This is a genomic window from Streptomyces sp. NPDC026301, assembly GCF_055567935.1.
Genome location: NZ_JBVHPN010000033.1, coordinates 1 through 12,535, shown reverse-complemented (window position 1 = coordinate 12,535; position 12,535 = coordinate 1). Strand labels below are relative to the sequence as shown.

At 73.4% G+C, this 12,535-nt stretch carries 10 protein-coding genes; 4 read left to right on the top strand and 6 right to left on the bottom strand.

Annotated features, from left to right (window positions below; genetic code table 11):
* The first annotated feature begins 224 nt into the window (after positions 1-224).
* The gene (locus ACZ4MH_RS33150) at positions 225-1,352 is read left to right on the top strand and encodes a glycosyltransferase family 4 protein (protein ID WP_351602245.1); all 1,128 of its coding nucleotides are present in this window, start codon (positions 225-227) and stop codon (positions 1,350-1,352) included.
* Between the two features lie 48 nt (positions 1,353-1,400).
* On the opposite strand, the gene ACZ4MH_RS33145 is transcribed toward ACZ4MH_RS33150, so the two are convergent.
* Entirely contained in the window at positions 1,401-3,026 is a 1,626-nt protein-coding gene (locus ACZ4MH_RS33145) for a PucR family transcriptional regulator (protein ID WP_467754838.1), read from the bottom strand.
* Positions 3,027-3,263: 237 nt separating this feature from the next.
* Between ACZ4MH_RS33145 and ACZ4MH_RS33140 the strand changes: the two genes are divergently transcribed.
* Positions 3,264-4,784: an APC family permease gene (locus ACZ4MH_RS33140; protein WP_351602156.1), complete on the top strand. Its 1,521-nt coding sequence runs from the start codon at positions 3,264-3,266 to the stop codon at positions 4,782-4,784.
* A 9-nt stretch (positions 4,785-4,793) separates the two neighbouring features.
* A complete protein-coding gene (locus ACZ4MH_RS33135; protein WP_467754837.1) occupies positions 4,794-6,422 on the top strand; it encodes a flavin monoamine oxidase family protein in 1,629 nt (542 codons plus the stop codon).
* 7 nt (positions 6,423-6,429) lie between these two features.
* Here ACZ4MH_RS33135 and ACZ4MH_RS33130 read toward each other — a convergent pair whose 3' ends face one another.
* Entirely contained in the window at positions 6,430-7,464 is a 1,035-nt protein-coding gene (locus ACZ4MH_RS33130) for a LacI family DNA-binding transcriptional regulator (protein WP_467754836.1), read from the bottom strand.
* Positions 7,465-7,583: 119 nt separating this feature from the next.
* Between ACZ4MH_RS33130 and ACZ4MH_RS33125 the strand changes: the two genes are divergently transcribed.
* Positions 7,584-8,744 carry a beta-1,3-glucanase family protein gene (locus tag ACZ4MH_RS33125; protein WP_351599679.1) on the top strand — a complete coding sequence of 387 codons (1,161 nt, stop codon included), beginning with the start codon at positions 7,584-7,586 and terminating at the stop codon, positions 8,742-8,744.
* A 62-nt stretch (positions 8,745-8,806) separates the two neighbouring features.
* Here ACZ4MH_RS33125 and ACZ4MH_RS33120 read toward each other — a convergent pair whose 3' ends face one another.
* Genes ACZ4MH_RS33120 through ACZ4MH_RS33105 form a run of 4 tightly spaced genes read right to left on the bottom strand, consistent with a single transcriptional unit; the run spans position 8,807 to position 12,322 of the window.
* Positions 8,807-9,811, bottom strand: a complete 1,005-nt coding sequence (locus ACZ4MH_RS33120) for a protein-L-isoaspartate O-methyltransferase family protein (protein WP_351599678.1) — start codon at positions 9,809-9,811, stop codon at positions 8,807-8,809.
* A gap of 15 nt (positions 9,812-9,826) precedes the next feature.
* The gene (locus ACZ4MH_RS33115; RefSeq protein WP_351599677.1) at positions 9,827-10,246 is read right to left on the bottom strand and encodes a lasso peptide biosynthesis B2 protein; all 420 of its coding nucleotides are present in this window, start codon (positions 10,244-10,246) and stop codon (positions 9,827-9,829) included.
* Positions 10,243-10,530, bottom strand: coding sequence for a PqqD family protein (locus ACZ4MH_RS33110; RefSeq protein ID WP_351599676.1), 288 nt, complete (start codon positions 10,528-10,530; stop codon positions 10,243-10,245). Before ACZ4MH_RS33110 ends, ACZ4MH_RS33115 begins: the two co-directional genes overlap by 4 nt.
* Positions 10,523-12,322 (bottom strand): albusnodin/ikarugamycin family macrolactam cyclase, encoded by a 1,800-nt coding sequence (locus tag ACZ4MH_RS33105; RefSeq protein WP_351599675.1) that lies wholly within the window; start codon positions 12,320-12,322, stop codon positions 10,523-10,525. The genes ACZ4MH_RS33110 and ACZ4MH_RS33105 overlap by 8 nt, the downstream gene beginning before the upstream one ends.
* Positions 12,323-12,535: the final 213 nt, after the last annotated feature.

Below are 12,535 nucleotides of genomic sequence, written 5' to 3'. Positions count from 1 at the left end.
CCCGCGCCCTGCCGACCGTCGCCCGCGCCCTGCCGACCGCCGCCCGCGGTGCGGCCGTACGAAGACCGACATGATCACCCGTGTGAGTGGTCCCGGCGGGCCCCGGCCGCGCAGCCGCAGCACAACGGCTTGTCATCGGTGCCGCACGGACGGCGCGGGCTGGCATGCTGGGCGCATCCCGCCCGCCCCACCGGACCACGCCGACCCAGGAGCCCGACGCACTCGTGAGCAGCACACCCACCCCGCCGCCCGCACCGTCGCCGCTGCGCACGGTCCAGGTGCTGGGCCGCGGCAGCGCCGGCAGCGCGGCCCATGTGCACGCGCTGTCGGCGGGGCTCGTCGCGCGCGGGGTACGGGTGACGGTCTGCGCGGCGCCCGACGCCGAGGACGCGTACGGCTTCACGGACGTGGGCGCGGGATTCGAACGGATCCCGCCACGCACGGACCCCGGGAGCATCGCCGCGCTCCGCGCCGCCTGCGCGGACGCCGACCTCGTCCACGCGCACGGCCTGCACGCCGGGCTGCGGGCCTCCCTCGCGCTGCGCGGCCGGCGCGTCCCCCTCGTCGTCACCTGGCACACCAAGGTGCACAGCGAGGGCGCGCGGGCACAGGTGACGCGCCTGCTGGAGCGCCGGGTGGCGCGTGCCTCGGCGGTCGTGCTCGGCTCGTGCGCCGAACTGGTGAGCAGGGCCCGCGAGCGGGGCGCCCGCGACGCACGTCTGGCGCCCCCGGCGGGGCCGCGCCCGCGGAGCGCTGAGGAGTACGCGCGGGAGCTCGGGCGGCGCGAGAAGCGGCGTGCCGAACTGGGCGCGGTCGGGCGCCCGTTGCTGCTCGCCGTCGGTCGGCTGGACGCGCACCAGGGCCACGAGGTGCTGCTGGACGCCGCGCACGGCTGGTACGGCCTGGACCCGCAGCCGCTGCTGGCCATCGCGGGGGAGGGCCCCCTGCGGACCGCCCTTCAGCAGCGGATCGACGCGGAGGGGCTGCCGGTACGGCTGCTCGGCCGGCGCGAGGACGTCCCCGGGCTGCTCGCCGCCGCCGACCTGGTGCTCGTGGCGGGGCGCTGGGAGGCCCGCTCGGTACTCGCCCAGGAGGCGCTGCGCGGCGGCGTCCCGCTGGTCGCCACGGACACCGGCGGCACCCGCGAACTGGTCGGCCGGGCCGCCGAACTGGTCCCGTACGGCGATGCCCCGGCCCTCGCCCGCACGATCGTGGAATTGCTCAACGATCCGGCCCGGCGGGCCGAACTCGCCGACGCCGGACGCGCCCAGGCCGCCGACTGGCCCACCGAGGACGACACGGTCGCCCAGGTCCTGAGCGTGTACGACGAGCTGGCGCAGCGTCAGGGCTGAGGGGCACGACGCCCCGGCTCCGCCCTGGCCCGCGGCGCCCGCCTGCCGCTACCCGTGCTCCGTATGCCGCCGCGCGTGCAGGGCCAGCCGTAGCCCCAGTACCGTCTGCGGATCGTCCAGGTCCGTGCCCAGCAGCTGGGAGATGCGGGCGAGGCGGTCGTACAGGGTCTGGCGGTTGACGTTCAGGTCGCGGGAGGTCTCGGCCTTGCGGCCCGCGCTGGCGAGGTACGCCTCCAGGGTGGGCAGCAGCGGCTGGCGCGCGGTGCGGTCGTGGGCCAGCAGCGGGCCGATCGCGCGGTCGACGAAGTCCGTGAGCGTGTGCTCCTCGCCGTGCTCGCGCATCCGCCACAGGAGGAGTTCGATGTCCAGGCGGCGGGCGTCGTACCAGAGCCGGGGCGGCAGCCCCTGCGCCGCCGCGGCGGCCTCGGCGGCGTGCCGCAGCCCGGGCCCGGTCGCGGCCCAGTCGCCGGGCGTGCCGACCACGACGACCGGGCGCTGCGCCGCCGGGCGGTCCAGCCCGGCCCGTGCGACGCCGGCCCGCAGCGCCTCCGCGATCCGGTCGGCCGCGCCCTCCCGGTCCAGCCCCTCGCGCAGCCCTGCCAGCAGCGGTACGCGGCCCTCCACCGGCCGCACGCCGAGCAGTACGGGCGCCCCCAGCGCGGCCAGTTCCTCGCGCAGCGCCTGGGCGAGGAGCGCCCAGCCGGCTGCCGTGGGCAGTCCGGACGGCAGCCGCATGACCACCGGGAGGAGGGCCGCCGTGCCGGGCCGGAAGCCCAGCAGCCGGGCCTGGCCCGGCGCTTCGGCCGCCGAGATCCGGCCCTCGGCGAGGTCGGCGAGGAAGTCGCCGCGGCCGCGCGCCGCCAGCCCCTCCTCCTGCCGGGACTGCAGCATGACGACGGCCAGCAGGTCGGCGGCGCGTTCGGCGGCGATGCGGTGGACGGGCGCGACGGCGGCGTTGACGGGCAGGAGGACGAGCCGGGCCCGTACGGCGTCGGGGCCGTGGCCGCCGCCGGGCACGTCCACCCGCAGCCCCTTCTCGCGCAGGCCCTCCCACGCCTGGAGCGGATCGGCGTCGGCGGCGGCGCCGTCGTCGGGGCCCGCGGCGTACAGCGGGCTGCCGTCGGGGGCCTCCAGGCACAGCGGGTTGCCCGTGAAGGCGGCGAGCAGACGCAGCACTTCGGGGGCGCCGCCGCCGCGCAGCAGGACGTCCGTACAGCGGCGCAGCACCTCGTCGGCGCGGCGCATCAGCGTGTAGTGGCTGTTGACGATCTCGGTGTGGATCTCCTCGGTGACCGAGACGTACGGCACCTCGCGGTGCAGCTGGATCAGCGGCAGGCCGGAGGCGCGGGCGCTGTCGATCAGGGCGGTGGGCAGCGACTCGAAGCGGGCACCCAGCTCCACGACGAGCGCGGCGATCCCGCGCTCGGCGAGCTTGCGGACGAAGGCGCGCTGCTCGGAGGGGCGGGCCCCGAGGCCCAGGCCCGTGGTCAGCAGCAGCTCGCCGCCCTTGAGCAGCGAGGCGATGTTCGGCACCTCGCCGGCGTGCACCCAGCGGACCGCGCGGTCCAGTCCGTCCTCGCCGGTGATCACTTCCGGCAGCCCGCGCCGCAGTGCGGGCAGCTCCAGCGCCCTGCGCACCGTGATCTCGGCTTCGATCATCGCTTCCGACCCCATGGCGTCGAACGCTACCCGCAGGAACGGCGGCCCGCCGCCACGGGAGCCTGGTCAGCGGGGAGACCGCCCCGTGTCCGCCGCGGTCCGCCACGGAATCCGTCGCGATCCGCCCCGACACCTCGTCGATCATCCGCAGGAAAACCGGCTCCGTTGTCGGTTGTGGCGCGCGTCACAGCGCGCCAGGCTGTGGGCTTCGCAGACCGAGTGCCCGGGGTACCGGCCGGAACAAGGGGTGGCATGTCCAGAACAGAAGTACCGGAGGCGGCGCACGGCGGCCAGGGACACGGCGTCGACCGGCTCAAGGCCGGCTCCGTCGGCCTGGTCGGCGTCGTCTTCATGGCGGTCGCGACCGCCGCGCCCATCACCGCGATGACCGGCAACCTCCCCATCGCGGTCGGCGCCGGCAACGGCATCGGCGCCCCGGCCGGCTACCTCTTCGCCACCGCCGTCCTGACCGTCTTCTCCGTCGGCTACGTCGCCATGGCCCGCCGCATCACCGCCGCCGGCGCCTTCTACGGCTTCATCTCGCACGGCCTGGGCCGGGTCGCCGGCATGGCCTCCGGGATGCTCGCCGTCCTCGCGTACATCGTCTTCGAGGCGTCGATCGTCGGCGTCTTCTCGTACTTCGCGAAGACCACCGTGGCCGACCAGCTCGGCGCCGACCTGCCCTGGCCGCTGTACGCGGGCGCGATGCTCGCGGTCACCGCCGTGCTCGCGCACTTCGACATCCACCTGACCGCCAAGGCGCTCGGCGTCATGCTCGTCGCCGAGATCGCCGTGCTCTTCGCCGTCTCGCTCGCCGTGCTGCTGGCCGGCGGCGGCCCGGACGGCATCCCCGCGGCCCCCGTCAACCCCGCCAACGCCTTCACCGGCACCTCCGCCGGGCTCGGCCTCTTCTTCGCCTTCTGGTCCTGGGTCGGCTTCGAGTCCACCGCGATGTACGGCGAGGAGTCCCGCGACCCCAAGCGCGTCATCCCGCGCGCCACGATCATCTCCGTCGTCGGCGTCGGCCTCTTCTACATCTTCGTGTCCTGGATGACGATCTCCGGGAACGGCCTGGCGGAGTCGGTACGGATCGCGTCCTCCGGCACCCCGCTGGACCTCTTCTTCGCGCCGACCCGCACCTTCCTCGGCGGCTGGGCCGTGGACGCCTTCCAATGGCTGCTGCTCACCGGCTCGTTCGCCTGCGGCATGGCCTTCCACCAGTGCGCAGCGCGCTATCTGTACGCCATCGGGCGCGAGGGGTTCCTCCACCGCGGCCTGGGCCGTACGCACCCCCGGCACGGCTCCCCGCACTTCGCCTCGTACGTGCAGACCGCGCTCGCCACGGCCCTCGTCGCCGCCTTCTGGCTGACCGGCCAGGACCCGTACATCCACCTCTACACGCTGCTCGCGATCCTCGGCACGATGGCGATCCTCATCGTGCAGACCCTGTGCTCCTTCGCCGTCATCGGCTACTTCCGGCGCCACCACCCCGAGGACCGGCACTGGTTCCGCACCCTGACCGCACCGCTGCTCGGCGGGATCGGCATGACCGCCGTGGTCATCCTGCTGCTGGTCAACATGCGGACCGCGGCCGGTGACGCGGCCGACTCGCTCTTCTTCCGGCTCATCCCCTGGATCGTCGGCCTCGTCTTCTTCGGAGGCCTCGGCCTGGCCCTGTACCTCAAGGCCAGGCGGCCCGAACGCTACGAGATCATCGGCCGCATCGTCCTGGAGGACGCGGCCGAGCGCGACCCCGCCCCGCCTTCCTCCTGAGGAGTGACCATGGCCCGTACGCACGCGATGCACGCCCTGCGCCGCCTCGCCGCCGAGCACGCGGCGGCCCGAAGACTCCGGATGCCCGCCGCCGACGTACGCGGCCTGGACCGGCGCGCACTCCTGGCACGCGCGGGCGCGCTGGGGCTCGGCGTCGCGCTCGCCGCCCCGGCCACCACCGCGGCGGCCGCCGGGCCCGCGCGCCCGCCGCGGTCCGCCGCCACGCCCCGGATCGCCGTCGTTGGCGCGGGCATCGCGGGCCTGACCGCCGCCCTCACCCTCCAGGACGCCGGACTGCCCTGCACGCTGTACGAGGCCGATCCCGCCCGTGTCGGCGGGCGGATGTACACCCAGCGCGACCACTGGGCGTACGGCCAGACCTCCGAGATCGGCGGCGAGCTGATCGACACCGAGCACAAGAAGATGCAGGAACTCTGCCGCCGCTTCGGCCTGCCCCTGGAGGACTTCCTCGGCGCGGGTCCCAACGGCGCGGAGGAAGTCCTCTGGTTCGACGGGACCTACTACCCGCGCTCCCGGGCGGACGAGGACTTCAAGGCCGTCTACCAGGCGCTGCGCCGCGACCTCCAGGAGGCGGGCGAGGTCACCTGGGAGCAGAGCACGCCCGCCGGCACAGCCCTGGACAACATGTCGATACGGGAATGGATCGACTCCCGGGTGCCCGGCGGGTACGCCTCGCGCCTCGGGCAGTTCATCGACGTCGCCTACAACGTCGAGTACGGCGCCGACACCACCGACCAGTCCGCGCTCGCCCTCGTGCTGCTCATGGGCTACCAGCCCAACCCCGGCCGGTTCAACGTCTGGGGGCTGTCCGACGAGCGGTACCACATCACCGGCGGCAACGACCGGCTGCCGAAGGCCATCGCGGCCGCGCTGCCCGCCGGGACGCTGCGCGCGGGCTGGTCGCTGACGGCCGTCGCCGCGCGCTCCGACGGCACCCAGACCCTCACCTTCAGCGACGGCGGCACCACCCGCACCGTCACCGCCGACCACACGGTCCTGACCGTCCCGCTGCCCGTACTTCAACGCCTGGACCTCACCGGGGCCGGCTTCGACGCCCGGATGACGAACCTGCTGCGGGACGCCCGGATGGGGTACTGCACCAAGCTCAACATGCAGTTCAGCGCCCGGCCGTGGCGCGGCACGGGGCCCTGGCCGGGCGTCAGCTCCGGCGACTGCTTCACCGACCTGGACGCGCAGCAGACCTGGGACACCACCAAGGCCCAGCCCGGCACCGGCGGCATCCTCATCCAGTACGGCGGCGGCAGCCTCGCCCACGCGCTGACCCCGGCGGGGCCGTTCTCGACGGAGACCGACCCGTACGTACGGGACCTGGCGCAGCGCCGCCTGACGGACATCGAGCGCTTCTTCCCCGGCACGAAGGCCGCCTGGACCGGCCGGGCGCAGCTCTCCGCCTGGCACCGCAATCCGTACGCACTGGGCGCGTACTCGTACTGGCCGGTGGGCTACCTCCACCGCTACGCGGGCTACGAGGGCGTCCGGCAGGGCAATGTGCACCTCGGCGGCGAGCACACCTCGTACGACTTCCAGGGGTTCATGAACGGCGGGGCGACGGAGGGCGAGCGGGCTGCCCGTGAGGTGATCGCCGACGTGACGTGAGGCACGGCTAGCCGGAGTCGCGGACGATGAGGGTGGCGGGCGTGACGACGGGGGAGAGGTCCGCGTCGCCGGACGCCAGCCGGCGGAGCAGGAGGCGGGCCATCAGACGGCCCATCTCCTGCACGTCCTGGCGGACCGTGGTCAGCGGCGGGTCCGCCCAGGCCGCCGGGGCGAGGTCGTCGTAGCCGACCACGGCGACGTCCGCCGGCACCCGCAGGCCGCGCGCCCGCAGCGTGCGCAGCGCGCCCGTGGCCATCAGGTCCGAGCAGGCGAAGACGGCGTCCAGATCCGGTACTCGGTCGATGAGTTCGGCCATGGCCCGCTCGCCGCCCTCCGCCGTGAAGGAGCCGTCCGCGATCAGCAGCGGATCGGCCGGGGCGGGCGCCAGCGCCTCGCGGTAGCCGTCCAGCCGGTCCTGGGCCGAGGTCTGGTCCAGCGGCCCGGTGATGACGGCGATCCGGCGGCGGCCGCGGGCGAGGAGGTGGCGCACGGCCTGCCGGGCGCCGTCCCGGTTGTCGGTGTCGACGTACAGCGGGCGGGCACCGGGCCGGCCCTCGTCGGACCAGTCGGGGCGCCCGCCGAAGACCGTGGGCAGCCCCGAGGCCGCGGCCATCGCGGGCAGCGGATCGGCGCGGTGCAGCGAGAACATCAGCGCGCCGTCGACGTGCCCGCCCGACAGATAGCGGCCGATGCGCTCGTGGTCGCGGTCGCTGTCCACCATCATCAGCAGCAACTGGGTGTCAGCGGCGCCCAGTTCGCGGCCGATGCCGCGCAGCTGCTGGGCGAAGAAGGGGTCGGAGAACACCCGGGTCTCGGGCTCGGCGATGACCACGGCGACGGCACCGGTGCGGCGGGTGACGAGCGAGCGCGCCGCGCTGTTGGGGACGTACCCGAGCTCGGTGATCGCCTGCCGGACCTGCTCGCGGATCTCGGCGCGGACGCCGGGGCCGCCGTTGACGACGCGGGAGACGGTGGCGCGGGAGACGCCTGCCAGGGCGGCCACCGCCTCCAGGGTCGGCCGGGGGCCACCGGGCACGGACATCATCCAACTCCTTTTCCACCGCAGTGGGTTGACGGTACCGCCGGAAGTGGGCAAGGTGACCCTACTCGAAATGAGAGCGCTCTCACACCTCCCTCCTTCCCCCCACAAGGAGCCATCTCGTGATCTCTCGTCGCACCCTGCTCGGCGGCCTCGCCGCGGGCGCCGCCGCTTCCGGACTCGCCCTCACCGGACACGCGAGCGGCGCCCCCGGCCGCACGAAGGCCGCCGCCCTCCCCCTGGAAATCGTGAACACCTCCGGCGAATTCACCAATTCCTCGGTATGGATCTACATCGTCGGCAACGACGGCACCCAGCAGGTCCGCGTCACCCCCGAAGGCGAACTGAAGCCCGTCGCCGTGTCCGACAACGGCTCCGACGGCTTCACCGACTACGCCATCCCGCTCGCCGCGAGCGGCACGACAACCCTGACCCTGCCGAAGATGTCCGGGCGGATCTACACCGCGCTCGGCGGCAAGCTGAAGTTCAAGGCCGTCGAGGACGGCAACGGCAAGGCGGCGCTGGCCTACCCGGCCGGCTGGGTGGACTCCGACCCCAACTTCGGAGTGCTGCACGACTGCGCGGAGTTCACGTACAACGACGGCGGCATGTACTGCAACACCACCATGGTCGACATGTTCAGCGTGCCGCTGGCGATCCAGCTGACCGGCGCGAAGGACCAGCGCACCGGCACGCTCAAGGACGGCGCCCGCGACAAGATCTTCGCCGGCCTGGCGGGCGTCGAGGGCTTCGGCGACCTGGTCGTCGACGACAAGCGCGTCATCGCCCCCGGCCACGGCCTGGACAGCGGCCGCTTCGCCAAGGACTACCTCGCCCCCGCCATCGACGAGGCGTGGTCGGCGTACGCGTCCAAGGACCTCAAAATCACCACCAACGCGGGCACGTTCACCGGCCGCGTCTCCGGCGACCGGCTCTCCTTCACCGGCCCGGCGAGCGTCTCCTTCGCCAAACCCACCACCCGCGACGTGCTCTTCTGCGACGGCACCCTCGCAGCCCCCAACGACGGCACCACGGGCCCGGTCGCCGCGATCCTCGGCGCCGCCCTGAACCGCGCCACCCTCACCTCGCACCCCGACCAGCCCACCACCGACCCCGCCGCCTTCTACCAGCAGCGGCTCGCCAACCACTACGCCAAGGCGATGCACGACGCGACCCAGGACGGCAAGGCCTACGGCTTCGCCTTCGACGACGTAGCCGGCTTCGCCTCCTACATCGAGGACGGCGCCCCCAGCAGGATCAGGCTGACACTGACGCCGTTCTGAGCGCGGGCATCGCGACGATGAGGCACAGGCCGGGGCTGCCGGGAACGTATCCGGGTCCCGGCCTAGGCGTTGGCGCTGACGCGAGGGCGCCAGAAGTCGCCTTCACGCTGGAGGTGCGCCTGCAGTTCGTGGGTGCGGGGAGCGCCGGCCTGCTGCCAGTGGTGGATCAGGGCGCGGAGTCTTTCGAGTGCTGGGGAGTCCGATCGGTCGGCGATGAGGAAGTCGTCAGAAGCGATGGCGGCGTGGCTGGTGCCGCCCGGGGCCGTGCAGCCGACGCCGGTGCCCTGGTCGAGGGTGGCTTCGAGGAGGCCGTCCGGGGCGGTGGCGAGGAGCCAGTTCTTGAAGTGGAAGTAGTCGGAGCCGGGCGTTGGAGTGGAAGCGATGTGTGGGGTCTCGGTCAGGGAGGTGAGGAGTGCGGTGGCAGTGCTCTGGTCGTGTTCGCCGAGGAGGGCGAGTGAGCGGTCGGGACGCTGTGGGTGGACGGTCCGGGTGATGGCGTCGAGCGGACAGGCAGTGATCATCGGGGTGTATCCGCCATGGTGGATCTCGACCGTGTGCGGCTCGTGATGGCCGTCGACGGTGACGCGGGCGATCGCATACGCGCCGGGCAGCGGGGAGATGCGTACTCCGCACAGGAGGATGCCGCCGGGCTTGAGCTGCTGAAGCCAGGCGTCGGGGATGGCGGGTGGGGTGGTGCCGACGAGGACGCGGTCGTACGGGGTGCGTGACGGGTGGCCGAGAAGGCCGTCGCCTACGACGACGGTGACCTTGTGTCCGTGCTCGGCGTAGAGGGCTTCGGCGCGCTGGGCGAGGTGCGGTTCGATTTCGACGGCCGTGACGTGTCCCTCGGGGCCGACGAGGTGGGCGAGGAGAGCGGCGGAGAGGCCGGAGCCGATGCCGATGTCCATGACGTTCGCGCCGGGCTGGACGTCGAGCATGCGCAGGTGGCGGTGGGTGACCGCGGCGGGCGTGCAGGGGCGTACGGCGCGGCCGTCAGCGCCGTGGAATTGTGCGGCCGGTACGGCATCGACGGCGCGGTCGAGGGCGGTCCGGGGGATGTCGGGCATCGAGCGGTCCTCGGGTCAGATGCGAAGAGTGGTGTGGAAGGGGCGATCAGGAGTGTTCGGCTCGCCGATGGGCTGGGCACCGGCTTCGATCCAGGCGTGCGATTCGCAGGGGTCGAAGCGGCAGCCTATGCACCAGTCGACGGACCGGCCGTGCAACGCCGAGTGGAGAACGGCGGCAAGGGACATCTCCAGGCATGCGGCGCGGCTGGGGAAGAACTGACTGGCCCAGTCGCGCGCGGCGACCGTCTTTGTTGCCTCTGCCGGTGTGGCGGGGCGCCCGGTGCATCGTTTGGCGATACGGGCGGCGGCCAGGGCGACGCGCAGCGGGGCCAATTGCACCAGCGCCGTGGCCACGGTGAGCGTGGTGACGGCCGCGAAGCGGTCGCGGACCGGCGGACGTCCGGTGCGTTCGGGGACGGCCATCGGGATACTCACCGGAGCCACCGCCGGCGACCGGGGATGCGGAGCATGCCGCGCTCGTACAACTGTTGTGCCAGGACTCGCATGTCGGCGCGTACCTGGTCGGGGTCGGCCCGATAGTGGCCGGCCACAGCGGCCGCGGCATCGTCTACGGTCGAGCCGTCGGTCAGGTGTCGCCACCACAGGGCGCCGGAGGCGGTGAGCGCGTACCACCGCCCCCGGCCACGGAGGTCGAGGAGCATGCCGCCGTGTTCGGTGATCGTGGCGTGCACGCTGGAGGCCGGGCGGGGGTCAGCCATGGGAGACCTCTGGTGTCGTGTGGGTGGCCGGGCGTGTGCGGTGTTGATGCAGCCAGAGTTCGGCGGCGATGAGCGCTTCGAGGGCGGCCAGCCGGCCGGGGACGCCGACCGCCAGGCGGTCCAGTTCGGTGCGGGCGGCGGAGGCGTCGATCCACCCTTCGGCGGCGAGTTCGCTGTGAGCCAGAAGGCTGTGCAGGGTGTCGGTGTTTCGGCGAAGCCCGGCGTATGCGTTGCCGTCGTACGCGCCCTTCGTCCGGCGCCGCAGTAGCCAGTCGGGTACCAGGCCCTGGAGGGCCGCGCCCAGCAGCGGCTTCTGGACGATGGTGGAGGCGCGCGCGGCCACCGGCACGGCCATGGCGGCGCGCACCACGGCGTTGTCGAGGTAGGGCGCGTGATGGGGCAGGCCCAGGGCGTGGGCCTGGTTGCGCAGTTCCGCCTCGTACGTGCCGAACTCGCGCAGCTCCGCCCAGGCGCGGTGGCTGCTCGTGCACTGAGGCTGGACGGCGCAGTGGTCGGCCGCTGCTTCGGTGCGCAACGAGAGGTAGCGGCGGGCATCGGGGGTGAGCCAGGCGCGGAGCCCTGAGGCCATGACCCAGTGCAGGCGGGCCGGAGGCGCCGGCCGTGCGGCCGCCGGGTCGGTGGCAAGGTCTCGGGCCAGCCGGCGCAGGGCCGCGGCATGCGTGGTTCGGGACAGCCGAGCCGCCGCGGTGACGACCGCGTACACCGGAAGATGACGCAGCCTGGCCCGCGCCAGGCAATGGCGGAGCAGAGCCGGGATGCCACGGGAGCGGGCGAGGTCCGCGAGGTAGGAGGGAGAGGCGGCGAGCAGGGTGTCGGCTCCGGAACCGGTCAGGTGCACGTCACTGCCGTACTCGATACACGGGCGCTGGTAGGCGGCGCGCATGCGCCATCGCGCCGCGTCGGGGAAGGGCTGGTCGGTGGCAGGGGCTTCCAGGAGCTCGGCGAAGAACACGCCTTCGGCGTCAGACACGAGTGTGTGATGCACGGCTGGCCGTCCTGCTGCGGCGCGCTGGGCGTAGCGAACGTCATCGTTGAGGCTGGTGGCGTCCGCGTCGGTAACCGCGAGTACATCGGCGTGCGAGGTGTCCGCCGCCAGCAGTACCAGTGAGGTGGAGTCGAGGCCGCCGGAGAAGTCCGCGGTGAGCTTCTTGGCCGAGCGTGCCCGGGTGGTGACCGCGGTGACCAGTGCGTCGCGCAACTCGCCTGCTGCGTCGGTGAAGGGCAGTGTCCGGGGCTCCTCGTACGGGTGAAGGGAGTGCCGGCCCCGGCGGTCGACGACCAGGGCATGGCCACCCGGCAGCCGTCGGATGCCCGCAAATGCGGTTCCGGGTCCGGTGATTTCGGGAACGGTCGGGCACAGCAGACGTGCGGTCATCGAGGCGTGGTCCACCGCCGCCCCGACGCGATGGGCGAGGGCTCGGGCCGACGTCGCCCACTGGGTACGGCCTGTCGCCTCGCTGAAGTAAACGGGCCGCGTACCGGCCAGGTCGGTGATGACAGCCGTCAGCCAGCCGTCATCGGCCACGACCCAGTAGCTGCCGGGCCATCGAGTCAGTGCCGACCACTGCCCGAGGCGCACGGCACGCAGCCCCTCGCGGAGCTGCCGTTCGTCGGCGTAGCAGTTCCCGATGACGGCCAGCTGCAGCTTCCCCTCGCTCACGACCCGGCAAATGCTGGAAGGGAGAGGGCCGCGCAGGACGGGGGCCTGTTCGCCCGGCCAGAGCCGCGGTGAGCCGGCCAACGGCTCGCCGGGACTGATGAGATGAAACATCTTGTCCTTTCCGCGTCGCTGCCGGGGTCGGGGGGGGGGGGGGGGGGGCCCCCCCCCCCCCCCCCCCCACTCCCCCCCCCCCCCCCCCCCCCCCCCTCCCCCCCCCCCCCCCCCCCCCCCGCGGCTGTTCTGTCAGCGGCGGGTCAGCTGCATGGTGGCGGTCGCCGTCGCCGACGTGTGGCGCGCGTCGCCCTTGTAGGTGACGGTGTACGT

What these genes read in the sequence shown, in the direction of transcription:
- ACZ4MH_RS33145 (WP_467754838.1), bottom strand. Translation starts at nt 3,026, where the DNA reads ATGGGGTCGGAAGCGATGATCGAAGCCGAGATCACGGTGCGCAGGGCG.
- ACZ4MH_RS33140 (WP_351602156.1), top strand. Translation starts at nt 3,264, where the DNA reads ATGTCCAGAACAGAAGTACCGGAGGCGGCGCACGGCGGCCAGGGACAC.
- ACZ4MH_RS33135 (WP_467754837.1), top strand. Translation starts at nt 4,794, where the DNA reads ATGGCCCGTACGCACGCGATGCACGCCCTGCGCCGCCTCGCCGCCGAG.
- ACZ4MH_RS33130 (WP_467754836.1), bottom strand. Translation starts at nt 7,464, where the DNA reads ATGTCCGTGCCCGGTGGCCCCCGGCCGACCCTGGAGGCGGTGGCCGCC.
- ACZ4MH_RS33120 (WP_351599678.1), bottom strand. Translation starts at nt 9,811, where the DNA reads ATGCCCGACATCCCCCGGACCGCCCTCGACCGCGCCGTCGATGCCGTA.
- ACZ4MH_RS33110 (WP_351599676.1), bottom strand. Translation starts at nt 10,530, where the DNA reads ATGGCTGACCCCCGCCCGGCCTCCAGCGTGCACGCCACGATCACCGAA.
- ACZ4MH_RS33105 (WP_351599675.1), bottom strand. Translation starts at nt 12,322, where the DNA reads ATGTTTCATCTCATCAGTCCCGGCGAGCCGTTGGCCGGCTCACCGCGG.